At 66.2% G+C, this 19,639-nt stretch carries 18 protein-coding genes; 13 read left to right on the top strand and 5 right to left on the bottom strand.

Annotated features, from left to right (window positions below; translation table 11 throughout):
- Window positions 1-420 precede the first annotated feature (420 nt).
- The 4 genes from ACERNI_RS00760 (at window position 421) to dprA (ending at window position 4,889) form a co-directional block, all read left to right on the top strand.
- Complete coding sequence (locus ACERNI_RS00760; RefSeq protein ID WP_448831370.1) at window positions 421-1,371, top strand: aspartate carbamoyltransferase catalytic subunit; 951 nt, start codon at window positions 421-423, stop codon at window positions 1,369-1,371.
- Window positions 1,372-1,425: 54 nt separating this feature from the next.
- The gene (pyrC, locus tag ACERNI_RS00765; protein WP_448831371.1) at window positions 1,426-2,754 is read left to right on the top strand and encodes a dihydroorotase; all 1,329 of its coding nucleotides are present in this window, start codon (window positions 1,426-1,428) and stop codon (window positions 2,752-2,754) included.
- Between the two features lie 92 nt (window positions 2,755-2,846).
- Complete coding sequence (gene plsY, locus ACERNI_RS00770) at window positions 2,847-3,470, top strand: glycerol-3-phosphate 1-O-acyltransferase PlsY (RefSeq protein ID WP_448831372.1); 624 nt, start codon at window positions 2,847-2,849, stop codon at window positions 3,468-3,470.
- A gap of 39 nt (window positions 3,471-3,509) precedes the next feature.
- Window positions 3,510-4,889 carry a DNA-processing protein DprA gene (gene dprA / locus ACERNI_RS00775; protein ID WP_448831373.1) on the top strand — a complete coding sequence of 460 codons (1,380 nt, stop codon included), beginning with the start codon at window positions 3,510-3,512 and terminating at the stop codon, window positions 4,887-4,889.
- 650 nt (window positions 4,890-5,539) lie between these two features.
- Here dprA and ACERNI_RS00780 read toward each other — a convergent pair.
- The gene (locus ACERNI_RS00780) at window positions 5,540-5,725 is read right to left on the bottom strand and encodes a hypothetical protein (protein ID WP_448831374.1); all 186 of its coding nucleotides are present in this window, start codon (window positions 5,723-5,725) and stop codon (window positions 5,540-5,542) included.
- Window positions 5,726-5,858: 133 nt separating this feature from the next.
- Window positions 5,859-6,317 carry a Holliday junction resolvase RuvX gene (gene ruvX / locus ACERNI_RS00785; RefSeq protein ID WP_448831784.1) on the bottom strand — a complete coding sequence of 153 codons (459 nt, stop codon included), beginning with the start codon at window positions 6,315-6,317 and terminating at the stop codon, window positions 5,859-5,861.
- 662 nt (window positions 6,318-6,979) lie between these two features.
- Here ruvX and ACERNI_RS00790 point away from each other — a divergent pair.
- From ACERNI_RS00790 to ACERNI_RS00820, 7 genes are all read left to right on the top strand, one after another.
- Window positions 6,980-7,678 (top strand): metal-dependent hydrolase, encoded by a 699-nt coding sequence (locus ACERNI_RS00790; RefSeq protein WP_448831375.1) that lies wholly within the window; start codon window positions 6,980-6,982, stop codon window positions 7,676-7,678.
- Window positions 7,679-7,976: 298 nt separating this feature from the next.
- Window positions 7,977-8,264, top strand: a complete 288-nt coding sequence (gatC, locus tag ACERNI_RS00795) for an Asp-tRNA(Asn)/Glu-tRNA(Gln) amidotransferase subunit GatC (protein ID WP_448831376.1) — start codon at window positions 7,977-7,979, stop codon at window positions 8,262-8,264.
- A 91-nt stretch (window positions 8,265-8,355) separates the two neighbouring features.
- A complete protein-coding gene (gene gatA / locus ACERNI_RS00800; protein WP_448831377.1) occupies window positions 8,356-9,837 on the top strand; it encodes an Asp-tRNA(Asn)/Glu-tRNA(Gln) amidotransferase subunit GatA in 1,482 nt (493 codons plus the stop codon).
- 46 nt (window positions 9,838-9,883) lie between these two features.
- Window positions 9,884-10,516: a 7-carboxy-7-deazaguanine synthase gene (queE, locus tag ACERNI_RS00805; protein WP_448831378.1), complete on the top strand. Its 633-nt coding sequence runs from the start codon at window positions 9,884-9,886 to the stop codon at window positions 10,514-10,516.
- Complete coding sequence (locus tag ACERNI_RS00810; RefSeq protein ID WP_448831785.1) at window positions 10,516-10,893, top strand: 6-pyruvoyl trahydropterin synthase family protein; 378 nt, start codon at window positions 10,516-10,518, stop codon at window positions 10,891-10,893. The genes queE and ACERNI_RS00810 overlap by 1 nt, the downstream gene beginning before the upstream one ends.
- A gap of 53 nt (window positions 10,894-10,946) precedes the next feature.
- Window positions 10,947-12,431, top strand: a complete 1,485-nt coding sequence (gene gatB, locus ACERNI_RS00815; RefSeq protein ID WP_448831379.1) for an Asp-tRNA(Asn)/Glu-tRNA(Gln) amidotransferase subunit GatB — start codon at window positions 10,947-10,949, stop codon at window positions 12,429-12,431.
- A 226-nt stretch (window positions 12,432-12,657) separates the two neighbouring features.
- The gene (locus tag ACERNI_RS00820) at window positions 12,658-13,380 is read left to right on the top strand and encodes a glutathione S-transferase N-terminal domain-containing protein (protein WP_448831380.1); all 723 of its coding nucleotides are present in this window, start codon (window positions 12,658-12,660) and stop codon (window positions 13,378-13,380) included.
- 55 nt (window positions 13,381-13,435) lie between these two features.
- Here ACERNI_RS00820 and ACERNI_RS00825 read toward each other — a convergent pair whose 3' ends face one another.
- On the bottom strand, window positions 13,436-14,119 hold the full coding sequence (locus tag ACERNI_RS00825) for a TetR/AcrR family transcriptional regulator (RefSeq protein WP_448831381.1): 684 nt from the start codon (window positions 14,117-14,119) through the stop codon (window positions 13,436-13,438).
- Window positions 14,120-14,303: 184 nt separating this feature from the next.
- Here ACERNI_RS00825 and ACERNI_RS00830 point away from each other — a divergent pair, with 184 nt between their 5' ends.
- Complete coding sequence (locus ACERNI_RS00830) at window positions 14,304-15,470, top strand: HlyD family secretion protein (protein WP_448831382.1); 1,167 nt, start codon at window positions 14,304-14,306, stop codon at window positions 15,468-15,470.
- A 140-nt stretch (window positions 15,471-15,610) separates the two neighbouring features.
- Complete coding sequence (locus ACERNI_RS00835; RefSeq protein WP_448831383.1) at window positions 15,611-17,203, top strand: DHA2 family efflux MFS transporter permease subunit; 1,593 nt, start codon at window positions 15,611-15,613, stop codon at window positions 17,201-17,203.
- Window positions 17,204-17,501: 298 nt separating this feature from the next.
- Here ACERNI_RS00835 and ACERNI_RS00840 read toward each other — a convergent pair whose 3' ends face one another.
- Together ACERNI_RS00840 and ACERNI_RS00845 are read right to left on the bottom strand one after the other, a co-directional pair.
- Window positions 17,502-17,999 carry a CinA family protein gene (locus ACERNI_RS00840; protein ID WP_448831384.1) on the bottom strand — a complete coding sequence of 166 codons (498 nt, stop codon included), beginning with the start codon at window positions 17,997-17,999 and terminating at the stop codon, window positions 17,502-17,504.
- A gap of 65 nt (window positions 18,000-18,064) precedes the next feature.
- The gene (locus tag ACERNI_RS00845; protein ID WP_448831385.1) at window positions 18,065-19,372 is read right to left on the bottom strand and encodes a bifunctional 2-C-methyl-D-erythritol 4-phosphate cytidylyltransferase/2-C-methyl-D-erythritol 2,4-cyclodiphosphate synthase; all 1,308 of its coding nucleotides are present in this window, start codon (window positions 19,370-19,372) and stop codon (window positions 18,065-18,067) included.
- Window positions 19,373-19,639: the final 267 nt, after the last annotated feature.

Here is a 19,639-nt window from a genome sequence, read left to right on the forward strand (position 1 = left end):
AAAGCATAGTGAGGCGCGGGCAGGGTGCAAGCCGCAGAAGCCAAACCGGAGCGGGCAGGCCGGAAAGGGCGCGCCAGAGCGGCGCCAGGGCTTCCTTGCGCCAGGACTTCCTTGCGCCAGGGCTTCCGCACATCCCGATGCATCCGGAGCTCCGGGGGACGTCAGGGCTCCGCAGAAAACCAGATGGGCGGAAATCCATGTGGATGACGGGCAAGCGCCCCCCCGCGCGGCGTCTGTCGCGCGGACAAGCGGATGGCGACGGTTGACTGCGCCGGGGGGCAGCGGAAATGATGCCCCGTCCCGGATGGGTTGCTCCCGCCAGGCGCTCCGGATCGCGCTGGCTCCTTCGCGGGCCCGCTTCCCGGTTTTATCCCGGTTTCTTGCGGACGATCCCGATTCCCCATATAGGCGGGCCCCAGCATGAGCGCCTCCCCAATCCTCCCGGCATTTCCGCACCGTCACCTGCTCGGCATCGAAGGGCTGACGGCCGCCGAACTGACCACGCTTCTCGACATGGCCGATGAGGCCGTGGCGGTGAGTCGCCAGGTCGAGAAAAAGCGCGCGACCCTGCGGGGCCGCACGCAGATCAACCTGTTCTTCGAGCCATCGACCCGGACCCAGTCGTCATTCGAGATCGCCGGCAAGCGTCTCGGCGCCGACGTCATGAACATGTCGGTGGCCTCATCTTCCGTGAAGAAGGGCGAGACGCTGATCGACACGGCGATGACCCTCAACGCCATGCGGCCGGACATCATCATTGTCCGCCACGCCCAGGCGGGGGCCGTGCAGCTTCTCTCGCAGAAAGTCGCCTGCTCCGTGGTCAACGCCGGCGACGGCGCCCATGAGCATCCGACCCAGGCGCTGCTCGACGCTTTGACCATCCGCCGCAACAAGGGGCGGATCGAAGGCCTCATCGTGGCGGTGTGCGGCGACATCCTGCATTCGCGGGTCGCGCGCTCGAATATTCTTGCGCTGCAATGCCTTGGCGCCAGGGTGCGCTGCGTGGCGCCGACGACGCTGCTGCCGCCGGCGATCGAGCGTTTCGGCGTGGAGGTGCACACCGACATGAAGTCGGGCCTGAAGGACGCGGACATCGTCATGATGCTGCGCCTGCAGCGCGAGCGGATGAGCGGCTCCTTCATCCCCTCCAGCAAGGAATATTTCCGCTACTGGGGTCTGGACGAGGAAAAGCTGGCCTGCGCCAGGCCGGACGCGCTGGTGATGCATCCCGGGCCGATGAATCGCGGCGTGGAGATTTCCAGCGAGGTCGCCGACGGCGGCCGTTCCCTGATCCGCGAGCAGGTGGAAATGGGCGTCGCCGTGCGCATGGCGGTGCTCGAGGCCGTGGCGCAGCACCTGCCGGACTATTGACCGGCGCTGCATCGCAAACAGACCAGCTTCACCACGGTGTCCAGGGGCAAGTTGATGACCAACCCGTTGATGACCAATCCGCAAACGACCCGCCAGACGCACGTCCGGGCGCTCGTCAACGCCGACCTCATCGATCCGGCCGCCGGCCGCCGGGAGCGCGGCGCCGTGCTGATTCGCGACGGGCTGATCGCTGACGTGGTTCGCGGCGCGTCACCGCAAACGCCGGAGGGGGCTGAGGTCGTCGATTGCCAGGGGGCGCTGGTGGCGCCGGGCGTCGTCGACATGCGCGCCTTTCTGGGCGAGCCGGGGGCCGAGTATCGCGAAACCCTCAAAACCGCCAGCCGCGCCGCCGCCGCCGGCGGCATCACCACCCTGGTGTCGACGCCGGAAACCAGCCCGCCGGTGGACAACGCCGCGACGGTGGACTTCATCCGTCGCCGGGCGCGCGACAACGCCATCGTCCACGTCGCCCCCGCCGCCGCCCTGACGCGGGGCCTGGAAGGGCTGGAGCTGGCCGAATACGGCTTGCTGCTGGAAGCCGGCGCCGTGGCCTTCACCGACGGCGCGCGCTCCATCGCCAACGCCCGCGTCATGCAGCGGGCCATGGCCTATGCGCGCAATTTCGACGCGCTGGTGATGCATCACGCCGAGGACGCCGACCTCACCGGCGAGGGCGTCGCCACGCCGGGCGAACTGGCGAGCCGCATGGGCCTGACCGCCGCGCCGCGCGAGGCCGAAACCATCATGCTGGAGCGCGACCTGCGCCTGGTGCGGATGACAGGCGGGCGCTACCACGCCGCGATGATTACCCATGCCCAGTCGGTGGAGCTGATCCGCCAGGCCAAGGACGAGGGCCTGCCGGTGACCTGCGGCGTTTCGATCAATCATCTGGCGCTGAACGAGCACGACATCAGCGGCTACCGCACCTTTTTCAAGGTGAGGCCGCCGCTGCGCGCGGAAGAGGACAGGCTGGCGTTGCTGGAGGCGCTGGAGGACGGGGTGATCGACGTCATCGTGTCCGATCACAACCCCCAGGACGTGGAGGCCAAGCGCCTGCCGTTCGGCGAGGCGGCGGCTGGGGCCATTGGCCTGGAGACGCTGCTGCCAGTGGCCTTGCGGCTGGCCAACGCCGGTTCCGTCAGCCTGGCCCGCGTCCTCGACGCGTTGACGGCGCGGCCGGCGGGGTTGCTGGGCCTGCCGTGCGGGCGACTGGTCAGGGGCGCGGCGGCGGACCTGATCGTTGTCGATACGGACAGCGCCTGGGTCTACGGGCGCGAGGCGATCCGCTCGCGGTCGAAAAACTCGCCCTTCGAAGGCGGCCGCATGGAGGGCCAGGTGCTGCGCACCCTGGTCAGCGGCGTTGACGTTCACGTTGCGGACTGATCTGCCCCAGGTTGCGGAATGATATTGGCGGCATGGCGTTGGCGGCGTGGCGTTGTTGGCGTCCGCGCCCAGGAAATCGGCGGGAGATCAGGATGAACGCATGGCTCGACGGCGCCCCGGTGGGCGCGCATGGATGGCAACTGGCCGCCGCGGCGCTGGTGGTTGGCTATCTGCTCGGCTCCATTCCGTTCGGCATGATCTTCACCCGGCTGTTTGGGGCGGGCGATCTGCGCAAGATCGGCTCCGGCAACATTGGCGCCACCAATGTGCTGCGCACTGGCCGCAAGGGGCTGGCGGCCGCGACGCTGCTCTGCGACGCGCTGAAGGGCACGCTGGCGGTGCTGCTGGCCGCGCCGTTCGGTCTGCTGCCGGCGCTGGCCGCGGCGCTGGGCGCCTTTCTCGGCCACGTGTTTCCCATCTGGCTGAAGTTTCGCGGCGGCAAGGGCGTCGCCACGTTCCTTGGCTGTCTGATCGGGCTGGAGCCCCTGGCGGCGCTCGTCTTCGCCGTGGTCTGGCTGGCGATCGCCTTCACCACCCGTTACTCGTCGCTGGCGGCGCTGGTCGCGGCGGCGGCGGCGCCGGTCGCGCTGTTCCTGCTCGGCGCCCCGGCCACGGCCTGGCTGTTTATTCTGCTTGCGTTATTGTTGTGGCAGCGTCACCATGAAAATATCAGCAGGTTGATGAGCGGCAGGGAGAGCCGGATTGGCGGCAAATAACGTCTGTCATCACTTTTACAATACTTCGCGGCCCGGGTAATGGCGCCGCCGCTCCGCCTGCTTGACGATCGGACGCGGTTTGACTGGCTGCGATTGCTGCGAACGGACGGCGTCGGTCCCAGGACTTTCTTCAAGTTGTTTTCCCGATATGGCAGCGCCGGCGCGGCGCTGGAGGCTTTGCCGTCGCTGGCCGTTCGCAGCGGCCGGGCGATCACGCCGCCGCATCCGGACCTGATCTCGCGGGAACTGGACGCGGCGGAGCGGATGGGGGTGCGATTTGTCGCCCGGGGGGAGGCTGGCTATCCGCCCGCCCTGCGGGTGATCGACAGCGCGCCGCCAATGCTGGCGATCCGTGGGCAGACGGCTGTGCTGGATCTGCCGTGCGTGGCCATCGTAGGCTCTCGCAACGCCTCCGCGAGCGGTATGCGGTTTGCCGAAACGCTGGCGGAAGGGATCGGCGGCGCCGGCTATGGCGTGGTTTCCGGCCTGGCGCGGGGGATTGACGCGCGCGCCCATGCGGCGAGCCTGCTCACCGGAACCGTGGCGGTGCTGGCGGGCGGCCACGACCGCATCTATCCACGCGAGCACGCCGGGCTGCTGGACGCCATTCTGGAGCGGGGCGCGGTTGTCAGCGAGATGCCCATGGGCTGGACGCCGCGCGGGCGGGACTTCCCCCGGCGCAACCGCATCGTTTCAGGCATGTCGCTGGGCGTGGTGGTGGTCGAGGCGGCGTTACGCTCCGGATCGTTGATCACCGCGCGGTTCGCAGCCGAGCAGGGGCGCGAGGTGTTCGCCGTGCCTGGATCGCCCATGGATCCGCGCGCCGCCGGAACCAACCGGCTGTTACGCGACGGGGCGACGATCTGTTGCGCCGCCACCGACGTGATCGAGGCGTTGGCTCCCATGCGCGGCCGCGATCCCGTCGCGGACGATGTCAGCGACGGCTTGTTGGAAACGCCGGCTGATATCGAAAGCCCGCTTTGGGATGAATTCGACGCGGACATTCTGGATGGCGCCCCCGAAGACGCCCCCCAAGATCTCCTTGGCCGCGCCCCCGGCGGCGACTTTCATGGAGGTTCGGGGAGGACGGCGGCGAGCGCCTTCGCGGCCCTGTCCGCGCCGCTGTCGTGGGCGTTCGAGGAAGGCGCGGCGCCATTCGCCGCCGCCCCGCCGGAGCGCGCGACTGATCTTGCCCGCAAAACGGGGGGGCAGTCGCCGGTCAATCCGGATCTGGTCGCTCCAGCCGTTGCTGTCGCCCGGTTGCTTGGGCCATCGCCACTAACCGTGGACGACCTGATCCGCCTGTCGGGTCTCAGCGCCGGCGTGGTCAATGCAGCCCTGGTCGAGCTGGATCTCGAAGGCCGGCTTGAGCGGCATGGGGCCCAGGCCGTCTCACTGGCTGCGACGGCAGCGACCTGAGCCTTTCCCGGCGCGGTGGGGCCGTCATGGATGGTCGTCTGCCAGCGCCGGCGCGGCGCCAGATTTCGGGCCGGGGTTGGAGCGCTTTCCGACCAGACAGAAACGTCCGGCCGATCAGAAATCGCTCAGAACAGAGGATGGAGGAGCCGTCTCACGCCAGTTGCGCGGACCGATGGCGAAATGATTGTGTGGTTGCGGAACCGGGGCGCGGTATCCATGTGCCGTCATCGTTTTCGGCTTCGCCAGGTCGCCTTTCCCTGCGGTGGCCTGACGGATGTTCTGCCCCTGCCTTGACCTGCTGGTCCCCTGATCTGCCGGTCCCCTGATCTGCCTGCCCAGATCTGTCTGCCCCTTGATCTGCGCGACCATGACGGGCCGGGATGGCCGCATGGGCGTCACGCAAACGCGGCGGCGGCGTGAAGTCTGTCCTGGTCCATGACGTGTTTCTGGAGATTGAAGCGCTTCCTGGAGGCTTCAGTAATTAACGGGCTGCTTTGGGATTTCGTCGTATGACTTCGATTATTTAATCAGGCTATCAATTTATTCTGTCCGGCTGGCGGGCCGGGATATTTCCACGCGGTGTCCTTCCGCTGGTCCAGCAGGCGGGTATCGGCGCCTGGCGGCGGGCAAAGATGGCGGGTGGGGGATGTTCAGTCGGCCGCGAGGTCGGACGATCGCGCCTGCTCCTGCGCTTCCATATTGGCCATGGTCAGGAAATATGCCAGCAAATCCAGATTCTTGTGTCTTGCGAGGTGGTACAGTTCGAGGGTGATCTGCTCAACGTATTGGGCGATGTCTGCGGCCGATGGCTCTGATGCCGGCAACAGGCGGGACACGTCGTGCTCTGGACTGGGAGGTTTCATGGCAGGCCATATGCTTGATGTGGGCTAAAGGGCGCTCAACTTAAACACGGCCGTCAGGAAAACATTGTCGCTATTATAATGCAATCGTTAGTTGAGGGGGTCTGATTTAGACTTGCGGGCTGATTGACCCAGCGCCAAGCTGCGCCAGGCGATCGAGGGCGCCTTGCAAGATATAAGAAGCTGCAAGCTTGTCGACAACTTCGCCACGTCTGGCGCGCGATGCATCCGCATCTATCAGCATTCTGGTGACGGCGGCAGTGCTGAGGCGTTCATCCCAGGTCGCCATCGGTATTTCGGTAAGTTTTGCAAGATTTCGCATGAAGGCCGCGGTGGCCTGCGTGCGAGGTCCCTCGCTGCCGTCCATATTGAGCGGCCAGCCAAACACCAGCCCACCCACATCGAATTTGTCAATCACTTCAAGCAGGCGGGCCGCGTCCGGCGTGAATTTCTTGCGCTGGACCGTTTCCAGCGAGCTGGCGACTGTCAGGTTGATGTCCGAGAGCGCAAGGCCGATGGTTTTGGTTCCCAGGTCGAGGCCAAGCAGGCGCTTGCCTTTCGGCAGCATCAGAAACTGGCGAAGGGCGTCGTTCGCGGGGTCCTGCGTCACGTCCTGGGGGGGATTGGTCATCGCCATGTCTCCTGTCGGGGCTCCTGCCGGGCGGCATGCGTCTGAAACAGGCTCCGCCCATCAGGACGCTGATTGCGCCTTATCGGCCTGACGCATCATATCTTTTAATGCAAAGCGATGCGCCGCCGCAAAATCCTCCGACGTCGCTCTCAACGCCTTCTGACGCGTGGAAGCGGGCCTGTCCAGAGCGCTGCCGCCGATGATGGATCCACTGATGAGGTCCCGGGGCGGGGCAAAGTCGCCCGCGGTCGCCCGCCGCGCTCGCCGCCATGGCGATTGGCGACCTTTGCTGTTTGCGACAACCAGCGCGGGGGTGATTTCGGAACGGTCTTGCCTTAAACCTCCCGACAGGCGCCGTCGCGCCGGAAAGGCGCGGCTGGCGGGGGTGGGATTGGGTTCTCCAGAACCTGAGTTTCACGCCATCTGTCTGGTTTGACGCATTTTCTTCATGATAAGTGGCGATCACTTTTCGCGAAAATGCTCTGGAGCGCGATGTGTTCAGCTTGCAACGCATCATCGCTCCAGCTTTTTGATTTCGCATGATTTTTCGCCCACAGGCGGTATCCGCTTGTTGGCGTCATGCTCCAGGGGAGAAACAGATGCAGATCACATGGTATGGTCACTCGGCGTTTCGTCTCGATTTCGGCGGCCGCGCTGTCCTGATTGATCCGTTCTTCACCGGCAACCCGTCGTTCGACGGCGACATCAGCGCCATCGAGAAGGGCGTCAGCCATATCCTCATCACCCACGGCCATGGCGACCATGTCGGCGACACCGTCGACATTGCCAAACGCACTGGCGCGACCGTCGTCACCAACTATGACCTGTGCATGCATCTGGCGAGCCAGGGCCTGGAAAAGTTCGAGCCGATGAACACCGGCGGCACCGTCGATGTCGGCGGCTTCCGCGTCACCCTGGTGCGCGCCGATCACTCGGCCGGCATGATCGAAGCCGGCGTCGACCGTCCGCTGGGCAATCCCAACGGCATCATTGTCCGCGCTGAGGGCGAGCCGACGGTTTACGCCATGGGCGACACCGACGTGTTCTCGGACATGGCGCTGATCAATGAGCTGTATGCGCCGGACATCGCTTTCGCGCCGATTGGCGACCGCTTCACCATGGGCGCCGAGCACGCCGCTTTCGCCGTGCGCAAGTTCTTCAGCCTGAAGGCGGTGGTGCCGTGCCACTTCGCCACCTTCCCGCTGCTCGACCAGGATGCCCGCAAGTTCGTCGACGCCATGGAAGGCGCGCCGACCCGCGTGATCCTGCCGACGAAGAACCAGCCTTTCACGGTCTGATTTCTGGCATGAACCTGGCGTCTCCGGCTTGATGGCCGGCGCGCGCGGCCGGATGGACCGGAACGGGTCCATCCGGCTTTTTTTGCTTTTCGCGCCTATCCGTTCTTGCGCGTGGGCCGCCATTGTTGCAGCGCCGGTGGCCTGGGTGCTATAGGCCGGCATCCATCCGGCGGCGCGCCAGAGGCATGCCCCGGGCAGTCCGAACCCCATAATTCCTGGCGTTGCTCCGTCATCGTGCTGGCGGAGAGGTCATCGTCAGTGTTGGTCCAGAACCAGCGCCAGAACCAACGGAGGCGGCATGTCCGTCGATGCGACCACTGTCCGACGTATCGCCCATTTGTCCCGCATCGCGGTGAGCGATGAGGACGTTCCGCACCTTGAGGGTGAGCTGAACTCCATTCTGGCGTTCGTGGAGCAACTCGGCCAGGTCGACGTGTCCGGCGTCGCGCCGCTGACCTCGGCCATGGCCATGTCCATGCGTCTGCGCGCCGATGAGGTCACCGATGGCGGCTACGCGGCGAAGGTCGTGGCCAACGCGCCGGTGACCGAGGACAATTTCTTCCTTGTCCCAAAGGTGGTCGAGTAAACGCGGCGCGCCTGTTCGCCGTCGCTTCCGCGGCGCGGGCCTCCGGTTCGCCTCACATTTGCAAGTTTGCCCCCGAGTTTGAAAGACGCACATGTCCGATCTGACCGATCTCACCCTGGCCGAGGCGCGTGACGGGCTGCGGGCGAAGCAGTTCTCCGCCGTGGAGCTGACCCGCGCCCATGTCGAGGCCGTGGAGCAGGCGCGCGCCCTTAACGCCTATGTGCTGGAGACGCCGGAGAAGGCGCTCGCCATGGCGGCGGCCAGCGACGCCCGCATCGCCGCTGGCGCGGCCGGCCCGCTGGAAGGCCTGCCGCTCGGCGTCAAGGATCTGTTCTGCACCGAGGGCGTGCGCACCACCGCCTGCAGCAAGATTCTGGGCGAGTTCATCCCTGGCTACGAGTCGACCGTGACGGCGAAGCTGTGGGCCGACGGCGCGGTAATGCTGGGCAAGCTCAGCAATGACGAATTCGCCATGGGCTCGTCCAACGAGACCTCGTGCTTCGGCCCGGTGACCTCGCCGTGGCGGCGCGACGGCTCCGACGCCGCCATCGTGCCCGGCGGCTCGTCCGGCGGCTCGTCGGCGGCGGTCGCCGCGAAGCTGTGTCTCGCCGCTACCGCCACTGACACCGGCGGCTCGATCCGCCAGCCGGCGGCCTACACCGGCACGGTGGGCATCAAGCCGACCTATGGCCGCTGCTCGCGCTGGGGCATCATCGCTTACGCCTCGTCGCTGGATCAGGCCGGGCCGATCGCCCGCACGGTGCAGGACGCGGCGATCATGCTGAAGTCCATGGCTGGCCTCGACCTGAAGGACACCACCTCGTTCGACGCGCCGGTTCCGGATTTCGAAGCCGCCGTGAAGCGTGGGGTCAAGGGCCTCACCATCGGCATTCCGAAGGAATACCGCTCGCCGGGCATGTCGGCGGAAATCGACGCTCTGTGGGAGCGCGGCGCCCAGTGGCTGCGCGACGCCGGCGCCAATGTGGTCGAGGTTTCGCTGCCGCATACCCAATACGCCCTGGCGGCCTATTACATCATCGCCCCGGCGGAGGCGTCCTCGAACCTCGCCCGCTATGACGGCGTCCGCTACGGCGTGCGCGTCGACGGCAAGGACATCGCCAGCATGTACGAGAACACCCGCGCCGCCGGTTTCGGCCGCGAGGTGAAGCGCCGCATCATGACCGGCACCTATGTGCTGTCGGCCGGTTATTACGATGCCTATTATGTGCGGGCCCAGAAGGTGCGGGCGCTGATCAAGCGCGACTTCGACGCGGCGTTCGCCAATGGCGTGGACGCCATCCTGACGCCGACGACGCCCTCCGCCGCTTTTGGCCTTGGTGAGAAAATCGAGGCCGATCCGGTGGAGATGTATCTGAGCGATATTTTCACCGTGACGGTGAACCTGGCTGGTCTGCCCGGCATTTCGGTGCCGGCGGGGCTGGATTCGCAGGGGCTGCCGCTGGGGCTGCAACTGATTGGCAAGCCGTTCGACGAGGAAACCCTGTTCGCGGCCGGTGAGGTGATCGAGCAGGCGGCGGGCCGCTTCGCGCCAGCCGCCGCCTGGTGGCGCTGAAAGGTTCGCCCGTCCGGCGCTTGCCCGGCGGGACTGGAGCATGACCATGACCTATGCGGTCAAGGAGATCTTCAAGACGTTGCAGGGCGAGGGCGCCCAGGCCGGCAGCGCCGCCGTGTTCTGCCGCTTCGCCGGCTGCAACCTCTGGAGCGGCCGGGAAGAGGACCGTCACAAGGCGGTCTGCCAGTTTTGCGACACGGACTTCATCGGCATGGACGGCGAGGGCGGCGGGCGGTTTGCCTCCCCGGTCGCGCTGCTGGACGCCATCGAGGCGGCCTGGGGCGCCGGACGCGTCAACCGGCTGATCGTGTTCACCGGCGGCGAGCCGCTGCTGCAACTGGACGGGCCGGTTCTGGCCGAGGCGCGCCGCCGCGGTTTCCGCTGCGCGGTGGAGACCAACGGCACCATCGCCGCGCCGGAAGGGCTGGACTGGATCTGCGTCAGCCCGAAGGCCGGCGCGGATCTCGCGCAGCGGCGCGGTCATGAACTGAAGCTGGTGTTTCCGCAGCCGACGTTGATGCCGGATGCGGTTTCTGATCTTGATTTTGCTCACTTTTTTCTGCAGCCGATGGACGGTCCCGACCGGATCGCCAACACCGCCGCCGCCGTTCAATGGTGCATGGATCACCCGCAGTGGCGACTGAGCGTGCAGACCCACAAGGTAATCGGTATTCCGTGATGTTCGAGCTGTCGAAACAGTTCCGCTTCGAGGCGGCCCACACCCTGCACCGGGCGGCGGAAACCCACGAGGTGGAGAGCAGCCGGCGCATTCACGGCCATTCCTACCGGGCCGAGGTGACGGTGCGCGGCCGGCCCGACCCGGCGACCGGGATGATTGTCGATCTCACCCTGTTCGAGCGGGCCATGGAAACGGCGCGCGACGGGCTGGATCACCGCTTTCTTGACGAGGTGCCGGACCTGGGGCCGGCCACCATGGAAAACCTCGCCCTGTGGATCTGGCGCAAGCTGCATCCCGCCTGTCCCGGCCTCGCGGCGGTGACAGTGCACCGCGATTCCAATGGCGAGAAATGCACCTATTTCGGCGAGGCGGCCTGAGCCCCCGCCATAACTGGATGTGAAGCGGCGAAAGCCGCCGGAAGGATGACCTGATGAATGCTCCCGTGCGCATGCCAAAACTGATCAAGGGCGCCACCGGCGACTGGGAAGTGGTGATCGGCATGGAGGTGCACGCCCAGGTGTCCTCCAACGCCAAGCTGTTCTCCGGCGCCTCGACGGAATTTGGCGGCGATCCCAATGACCACGTATCGCTGGTGGATGCAGCGATGCCAGGCATGCTGCCCGTCATCAACGCCGAGTGCGTGCGCCAGGCCGTGCGCACCGGCCTTGGCCTGAAGGCGCAGATCAACCTGCGCTCGGTGTTCGACCGCAAGAACTATTTCTATCCGGACCTGCCCCAGGGCTACCAGATCAGCCAGTTCAAGGATCCGATCGTCGGCGAGGGCGTGCTGACGATCGACCTTGAGAACGGCGCCCAGGTCGCGGTGGGCATCGAGCGTCTGCATCTGGAGCAGGACGCCGGCAAGTCGCTGCATGACCAGCACCCGACCATGAGCTTCGTTGATCTCAACCGTTCGGGCGTCGCCCTGATGGAGATCGTCTCGAAACCGGACCTGCGCACCTCGGAAGAGGCCAAGGCCTATGTGACCAAGCTGCGCTCGATCCTGCGCTATCTTGGCACCTGTGACGGCGACATGGAGAAGGGCTCGCTGCGCGCCGACGTCAATGTCTCGGTGCGCCGTCCTGGCGAAGGTCTCGGCACGCGCTGCGAGATCAAGAACGTCAATTCCATCCGCTTCATCGGCCAGGCCATTGAATATGAAGCCCGTCGCCAGATCGGCATCATTGAAGACGGCGGCGTGATTGACCAGGAAACCCGCCTGTTCGATCCAGGCAAGGGCGAAACCCGCTCGATGCGCTCCAAGGAAGAGGCGCACGATTACCGGTATTTCCCCGACCCGGACCTGCTGCCGCTGGAATTCGACCAGGCGTTCGTCGATGGGCTCGCCGCCCATTTGCCGGAACTGCCGGATGAGAAGAAGGCGCGATTCATCAACGCGCTTGGCCTGCCGGCCTATGACGCCGGTCTGCTGGTGGCGGACAAGGACACCGCCGACTACTTCGAGGCGGCGCTGGGCGTGGGCGGCGCAAAGCGCGACGCCAAGGCCGTGGCCAACTGGATCATGGGCGACATTTCCGCTTTCGCCAATTCGGTCAGCAAGGCGGTGTCGCAGACTTTCATCACGCCGGAACAGGTGGCGGGCATTGTCGATCTGATCGGCGAAGGCGTTATTTCCGGCAAGATCGCCAAGGACGTTCTGGCGATCATGATCGAAGAGCAGGGCGGCGATCCGCGCGCCATCGTTGAAGCGCGCGGCATGAAGCAGGTGACCGATACGGGGGCCATCGAGAAGGCCGTCGACGAGATCATCGCCGCCAACCCCGAGAAGGTCGCCCAGGCAAAGGAAAAGCCGACGCTGGCCGGCTGGTTCGTGGGCCAGGTGATGAAGGCGACTGGCGGCAAGGCCAATCCGCAGGCGGTCAACGATCTGGTGAAGGCCAAGCTCGGCCTCTGAGTTGTTCACGCCCCGGCGGGTGGGATCGCAGGATCTCGCCCGCCACAGGTCCCTGTGACCTTCACTTCCCGCTGCAATTGCTTTCGGAGCGGCGATCTGACTATGCTGGCGCAAGTAGCCAGCGGGCCCGCGACAGCAGAATAACAATGGAAACTGTCAGGCTTCGCGGGCAGGCAGGCGCGCACCGCCAGTCGCTGGCGGCGTGCGGGTTGCGGGAGGTTGATTGATGGCGGAAGCCCCGACCGGGCCGATCGAACTGTTTTACTGGCCAACGCCCAATGGCTGGAAGATTTCGATCATGCTGGAGGAATGTGGGCTTCCCTATGTGGTCCGGCCCGTGAACATCGCCAAGGGCGAGCAGTTCCGGCCGGAGTTTCTGGCCATTTCCCCCAACAACCGCATGCCGGCGATCATCGACCCGGACGGGCCGGGCGGCGCGCCGATCTCTGTCTTCGAATCCGGCGCCATCCTGCAATATCTCGGCCGCAAGACCGGCCAGTTTTATCCCGTGGACGAGCGTCAGCGCGTCGCTGTCGACGAGTGGCTGTTCTGGCAGGTGGCGGGGCTCGGCCCCATGGCCGGGCAGGCGCATCATTTCCGTATCTACGCGCCGGAAAAGCTGCCTTACGCCCTGGAGCGCTACACCAATGAAGTCGCCCGCCTGTACGGGGTGATGGACCGGCGGCTGGCGGGGCGGGAATGGCTGGCCGATGTCTATTCCATCGCCGACATGGCGACCTATGGCTGGGCCCGCATGTGGGAGCGGCAGGGGCAGGATATCGCAGCGTTTCCCCACGTGCAGAAATGGCTGAAGCGAATGGAGGCCCGGCCAGGTGTGCAGCGCGGCCTGGCGGTGCGCGCCGAAGACCGCGACAAGATCAATCTGGCCAACGATCCGGCGGCGCAGAAGATCCTGTTCGGCGCCGGAGGCGGCGCCAGGGACGCGTGATGCGGACAGGGCAGGCCGTGGCCCAGCCCACTGGCGCTGGGGGACATGGCGCCCATCAGCCCCTGGGGCTGTAATGACCCATGAACATGTCGAGCGCTGAGGCGACGGTTCGCTGGATGGCGGCCTCGGAGGTGTCCGATGGGGCGCCAAAGAACAGCGGTTTGACGATGAAGCCCTGACACAGTTCATAAAACTGCGCCGCGGCGAGGGGGGCGTCGGTGATGTCGAGTTGTCCCCGCGCCGTGCATTCGGTGAGATAGCCGGACAGATGATTGATGCCGTGCTCGGGGCCGGCTTCGTAGAAAATCCGGCCGAGGGCCGGCAGCTTGATCGACGCGGCGATCACCATCCGCACCATGGCGATGTGTTCAGGCTCCAGCATGCGGCGGACAAAGCTGACGCCGTAGGCGTGCATCACCGCCCGCACATCGGGATCGTTACGGTCCAGAATGGCCTGCTGTTCCGCAGCCGCCTGGAGGTCGGCCCGCACCAGATCGGCGAACAGCCCTTCCTTGCTGGTGAAATAGACATAAAGCGTGCCCTTCGACACGCCAGCCGCCCGCGCCACTCCGTCCATGCTGGCGGCGTCAAACCCCTGGGAGCGGAAGACCTGGCGTGCGCCGGCCAGGATCTGGTCGCGCTTGCTGTCGGGCGGCAATTGCGTTGTCACCGCGCCCGCTGCGTTGTCAGTGCGGGTCTGGGTTTCCTGCAATGCATGCCTGGATGCAGGCGAAGTCATTCTTTGCATACCTCAATGCGCCGGGCGGCATGTCCTTGTGGAAGTTCGGCGGCCCCCGGGAACCGTTGTGGGTTCGGGAATGTTATCCGTTTCATCCATTGACTGAACGGTTCGGTCAAAATAATCAACTGTTCTCTGTCGGGACAAGGCGCCGGACAACGAAAGCGCGCCTGGAGATGTTTTGATGAGCAGGCAGGATGATGCAGGCGGTATGGGCGGCGGCGCCCCGGCAGGCCAGCGCCAGGACGGTGTGCCCGTAACCGGGACAACTGATCACGTTACGACCCAACCGCGCCGGAGCCGCAAGAAGGTCATTCTGGGCGCCCTTGGCGTTGTGATCGCCGGCGGGGTCGTCTGGGCGGGCGCCTGGTGGTGGACCGCCGGCCGGTTCATGGTCTCGACCGACGACGCATATGTGCGCGCCGACATCACCCTGCTGGCCGCCAAGGTTTCCGGCTATGTGACCGAGGTTCTGGTCGACAATAACCAGGACGTGAAGGTGGGCGACGTCATCGCCCGCATCGACGCTGGCGACTACCGTCTGGCGCTTGATGCGGCGCGCGGCAAGGAAAAGACCCAGTTGGCGGCGCTGGAGCGCATTGCGCACCAGATCGACGCCGCCCGCGCCGTCGTCGCCCAGGCCGAGGCGCAAATTCCGGCCGCCGAGGCCGACGTCATTCGCACGCGCGCCGAACTGGAGCGCCAGAACAAGCTGGCCCAACGTGATTTCGCCAGCCAGCAAAAGCTCGAGCTGGCGCGGGCTGACCGGGCCCGGGCCGACAGCGCGCTGATGGCGGCGAAGGCGGCGCTGGAATCAGCCAGGGCCAACGTCGCCGTGCTGATCGCCCAGAAGGGCGAGGCTGAGGCTGTGCTGAACGAATATCGCACCGCGACCGGCAAGGCTGAACGCGACCTGTCCTTCACCGAGGTGCGCTCGCCCATCAACGGCGTGGTTGGCAACAAGGCGGTGCAGACCGGCCAGTATGTCCAGCCCGGCCAGCGTCTCGCGGCGCTGGTGCCGCTGGATGAGGTCTATATCGACGCGAATTTCAAGGAGACGCAGATTTCCAGGCTGAAGCCCGGCCAGAAAGTGGAAATCGTCGTCGACGCCTACCCGGACCGGCATTTCACCGCGACGGTGGAGAGCCTGTCGCCCGCTAGCGGCGCGCTTTTCAGCCTGTTGCCGCCAGACAACGCCACCGGCAACTTCACCAAGATCGTGCAACGCATGCCGGTGCGCCTGTCCATCGACCGGCAGGAGGCCGCGGAGCACGTGTTGCGTCCTGGTCTCTCGGTGATCGCCACCGTGGACGCCCGCACCGGGCCAAAAGCCCAGGCGAAGGCGCAGTGACCCGGTTGGGAGCCGGCCGGGCATCTGGCGCTCCGGAGCGGCGCGCGTTCCGGGGCGTTTGAGACAGCGCCGCGGCGCGAAGACGATATGCCGGCATGACCATGGGCAGCCTTGGGTCAGACGGTCAGAGGACTACGGTCATGACAGCCGCCGCCACCGCATCCGGGGTCGCTGGAGCCGCTCCGGCGACGCCGGCGGCGCAGCCACTCGACAAACGCCGGTTCATCGCTTTCATCGCGATGGTCTTCGGCATGTTCATGGCGATTCTGGACATCCAGATCGTCTCCGCGTCGCTGCCGCAGATCCAGGCTGGCCTGAGCGCCAGCTCTGACCAGATCCCCTGGGTCCAGACCAGCTACCTGATCGCCGAAGTGATCATGATTCCGCTGTCAGGCTTCCTGTCGCGGGCGTTGTCGACGCGCATTCTCTTCACCATTTCCGCCGCCGGCTTCACGTTCATGAGCCTGATGTGCGCCACGGCCACGTCGATCGAGCAGATGATCGTCTACCGCGCCCTGCAGGGGTTCGTGGGAGGCGGCATGATTCCCACCGTGTTCGCGGCGGCGTTCACGGTGTTCCCGCCGGAAAAGCGGCCGATCGTTTCGCCGATCATCGGTCTTGTCGCGACGATGGCGCCGACCATCGGCCCCACGATTGGCGGCTACCTCACTGACATCTTTTCCTGGCACTGGCTGTTTCTGGTCAATATTGTGCCCGGCGTGGCGGTGACCATCCTGTCGTTCACGCTGATCGACTTCGACAAGCCGGATTTCCCGCTGTTGCGCCGGTTCGACTGGATGGGGCTCATCACCATGGCCCTGTTCCTCGGAAGTCTTGAATTTGTGCTTGAGGAAGGCCCGCTAAAGGACTGGTATTCCGACGAATATATCGTCATCTTTACTGTCGTCGCCATCGTCGCCTCGGGGCTGTTTTTCTGGCGAGCGCTCACGGTGGACGAGCCCGTCGTCAATCTGCGCGCCTTCGGCAACCGCAATTTCGCGGCCGGGTCGCTGTTCAGCTTCGTCATGGGCATCGGCCTGTACGGACTGACCTATCTTTACCCCATCTATCTGGCCCGCATCCGCGGTTACTCGCCGTTGCAGATCGGCGAAACCATGTTCGTCACCGGCGCGGCGATGTTCCTCTCGGCGCCGTTCATTGGCAGGCTGTCGGCGGTCATGGACCAGCGCGTGCTGATCGGCATTGGCTTTGGCGCATTCGCGCTGGGCACCTGGATGGTGACGGGCATCACCGCCGACTGGGATTTCTGGGAGCTGTTCATTCCGCAGATCCTGCGCGGCGTGGGCATCATGGCCTGCATGGTGCCGGTGAATAACATCGCCCTCGGCACCTTGCCGCCCGATGAGGTGAAGAACGCTTCCGGCCTGTTCAACCTGACCCGCAATCTCGGCGGCGCCGTGGGCCTGGCGCTGATCAACACCATGCTGAACAACCGCATGGACCTGCATCTGCAGCGTCTGGCCGAGCAGGTGACCTGGTCGCGCGACGTGGCGCTGGAGCGGCTTTCCGCCCTGACGGGCGCGATGGCGGCGCGGGGGTCTGACGCGGAAATGGCGGCCCTGAAGCAACTGGCGCAACTGGTGCGGCGCGAGGCGACGGTGATGGCCTTCGCCGACGTGTTTTACCTGCTGAGTTTCCTGTTTGTCGCGCTGATCTTCCTGACGCCGTTCATCAGCAAGCCGGACGCCGGGGTGCAGGTGGACGCCCACTGAGGGCGTGGGCCCGCCGCGGGAACTGCGCCCGCCTGGCATGGCGGCGTCTGCCGGACCTGGGGTTTCCCGATCGCGCTGCGATGACCAGTACCGCGACGCCCAGCGCAAGCGGGCCTGCGATGGCCAGGAGTTGTCATTGCAAGGGGTATCTGCAGGGCGGTTCGTCGCCATCTGCCGCGACGGGCCGTCGGGTGGCGCGCGCGGATGATCCGCGCGCCCATGAGCGCTGGAGATTGCGGGCGCTGAACCTTCCAGTCGCTGGACGATCCGCGACGACGGGGGCTTGCGTGCGGGGCGATCAGCCCTCGGCCATCTGACGCAGAAGCTCGAATGCCTGCAACACCGACTCTGCGCGGATGGCCTCGCGGCCAATCTCGCCAAACCGGCGCTCCACATGCAGGGTTTCGCGGCCTTCGCGGGCGGCGGCGAAATGCACCAGGCCGACGGGCTTTTCCTCACTGCCGCCGCCAGGGCCGGCGATGCCGGTGATGGCGACGGTGACGTTGGCGGGGCAGCGCGACAGGGCGCCGACAGCCATGGCCCGGGCCGCCTGTTCACTGACGGCGCCAAAGCGCTCCAGCAATTCCTTCGGCACGCCAACCATTTCGTGCTTGGCGCGGTTGGAATAGGTGACGTAGCCGCGATCGATGACGTCTGACGCGCCCGGTATGCCGGTGAGGGCGGCGGCGACCAGGCCGCCGGTGCAGGATTCGACCGTGGCGAGCGTCAGCCGGTAGCGGCGGTAGAAGGCCAGCAAATCTTCAGCCTGCCGTTCAATGTCCGGCGAGATGACCATGAGCGCTTCCCGTTGATGTGATCACGTGGCTGGAGCGACGCTCCGGCGTCGCATGAATGGCGCCTTCAGCCCGGCAACCGGACGCTGGCGACGGCCTGGGCGGCGATGCCCTCGCGGCGGCCGGTGAAGCCCAGCCGCTCGGAGGTGGTCGCCTTGATCGAAACGGCAGTTTCGCTGACCCCGACAATTTCTGCAATCCGCGCGCGGATGGCGCCGCGATGCGGGCCGATCTTCGGGTGCTCGCAGATGATCACGACATCGAGGTGGTCGATCACGCCGCCGCGCGCCCGCACCAGTTGCACCGCGTGGGCGAGGAAGCGGTCCGACGACGCGCCGGCCCATTGCGGGTCGCTGGGGGGGAAGTGGGTTCCGATGTCGCCGTCGCCGATGGTTCCCAGCAGGGCGTCGGTGAGGGCGTGCAGCGCCACGTCGCCGTCGGAATGGGCCGTGACGGCAAGATCACTGGCGATGCGCACGCCGCCGAGCCAGATGTGATCGCCGGGCACAAAGGCGTGCACGTCATAGCCGATGCCGGTGCGGCTGATCAGGCTGGCGGCCGGGGCCTGATTATGCGCTGGCCGGGAATCCCGTGCGCCAGGGTTATGGGCCCCGAAATCTCGCGTTCTGGAATGCTGCGGGGGGAAATCATGCGGATGCGTGAGCTTGCTGTTGGCGGCCTCACCGGCGAACACGTGCACCGGCAACCCGGCCCACTCGGCGATCGCCGCGTCGTCGGTGAATTCCGCCGGCTCGCTGGTTGCGCGCCGGTGGGCGTCGACAATGGCGGCGAAGCGGAAAGCCTGCGGCGTCTGGATGGCGCGCAGGGTCGGGCGCGGCAGGGTGGCGGTGACCAGGCCGCTGGCGTCGACCGCCTTGATGGTGTCCGACACGGCGAGCCCCGGCACGGCGGCGCCATGGGTTCTGGCGGCGGCGATGGCGCGCAGGATCAGGTCGGCGCTGGCCCAGGGCCGGGCGGCGTCGTGAATCAGCACCAGGGCCGGCGGCGCGGCCATGGAGGCGAGCGCTTCAAGACCGTGGCGTACGGAGGCCTGACGGGTGGCGCCGCCATCCACCGACATCAACCGGCCGGCGTATTCCGCGCCGAGGCCAGCCACTGCGGCGTCAAACAGGCCGCGATCTTCCGCCCGCACGACAACGACAACGCGACGGATGTCCGGCAGCGTGAGAAAACCGCGCAGGCTGCGCAACAATACCGGCTCGCCGTCCAGATCCCGATATTGCTTGGGCGCGCCGGCGCCAGCCCGCTCGCCGCGCCCGGCGGCGACGATGATGGCGTCCGTGGCGCCCTGATCCGCGCCCGTGGACGTCTCGTTGCGCTCCCGCTGGGGCGGCGCTGCGTGTTGACCTGTCATGAATGGCTCCAACCTCAGGCGCCCCTTTAGTGCATCTTGCGGCTCAGGGGAAATGGCGCGGCGCCGGCCGGCGCGGACGGGAGAGGCGCGACTTACCGCAAGGCGGCCGGAATGACTGCGGCAAGACCTGGCCACTGCGCCTGTCCACGGCGCCTTGCCATGCCGCCTGTTCATGCCGCCGTCCACGACCCGTTCAGGTCCCGTTTCGGTCACGATCTGTCGTCAGTCTCCCGGCTGCGGCAGCCATGACGGATTGCCGAAAGCCGG

It is taken from the genome of Camelimonas sp. ID_303_24 (assembly GCF_053543495.1).

Coding starts and splice junctions, on each gene's coding strand:
- gatB (WP_448831379.1), top strand. CDS start 10,947: ATGAATGCTCCCGTGCGCATGCCAAAACTGATCAAGGGCGCCACCGGC.
- ACERNI_RS00830 (WP_448831382.1), top strand. CDS start 14,304: ATGAGCAGGCAGGATGATGCAGGCGGTATGGGCGGCGGCGCCCCGGCA.
- ACERNI_RS00790 (WP_448831375.1), top strand. CDS start 6,980: ATGCAGATCACATGGTATGGTCACTCGGCGTTTCGTCTCGATTTCGGC.
- gatC (WP_448831376.1), top strand. CDS start 7,977: ATGTCCGTCGATGCGACCACTGTCCGACGTATCGCCCATTTGTCCCGC.
- plsY (WP_448831372.1), top strand. CDS start 2,847: ATGAACGCATGGCTCGACGGCGCCCCGGTGGGCGCGCATGGATGGCAA.
- queE (WP_448831378.1), top strand. CDS start 9,884: ATGACCTATGCGGTCAAGGAGATCTTCAAGACGTTGCAGGGCGAGGGC.
- ACERNI_RS00845 (WP_448831385.1), bottom strand. CDS start 19,372: ATGACAGGTCAACACGCAGCGCCGCCCCAGCGGGAGCGCAACGAGACG.
- ACERNI_RS00810 (WP_448831785.1), top strand. CDS start 10,516: ATGTTCGAGCTGTCGAAACAGTTCCGCTTCGAGGCGGCCCACACCCTG.
- ACERNI_RS00840 (WP_448831384.1), bottom strand. CDS start 17,999: ATGGTCATCTCGCCGGACATTGAACGGCAGGCTGAAGATTTGCTGGCC.
- ACERNI_RS00835 (WP_448831383.1), top strand. CDS start 15,611: ATGACAGCCGCCGCCACCGCATCCGGGGTCGCTGGAGCCGCTCCGGCG.
- ACERNI_RS00760 (WP_448831370.1), top strand. CDS start 421: ATGAGCGCCTCCCCAATCCTCCCGGCATTTCCGCACCGTCACCTGCTC.
- dprA (WP_448831373.1), top strand. CDS start 3,510: ATGGCGCCGCCGCTCCGCCTGCTTGACGATCGGACGCGGTTTGACTGG.
- ACERNI_RS00825 (WP_448831381.1), bottom strand. CDS start 14,119: ATGACTTCGCCTGCATCCAGGCATGCATTGCAGGAAACCCAGACCCGC.
- gatA (WP_448831377.1), top strand. CDS start 8,356: ATGTCCGATCTGACCGATCTCACCCTGGCCGAGGCGCGTGACGGGCTG.
- pyrC (WP_448831371.1), top strand. CDS start 1,426: ATGACCAACCCGTTGATGACCAATCCGCAAACGACCCGCCAGACGCAC.
- ruvX (WP_448831784.1), bottom strand. CDS start 6,317: ATGCTGCCGAAAGGCAAGCGCCTGCTTGGCCTCGACCTGGGAACCAAA.
- ACERNI_RS00820 (WP_448831380.1), top strand. CDS start 12,658: ATGGCGGAAGCCCCGACCGGGCCGATCGAACTGTTTTACTGGCCAACG.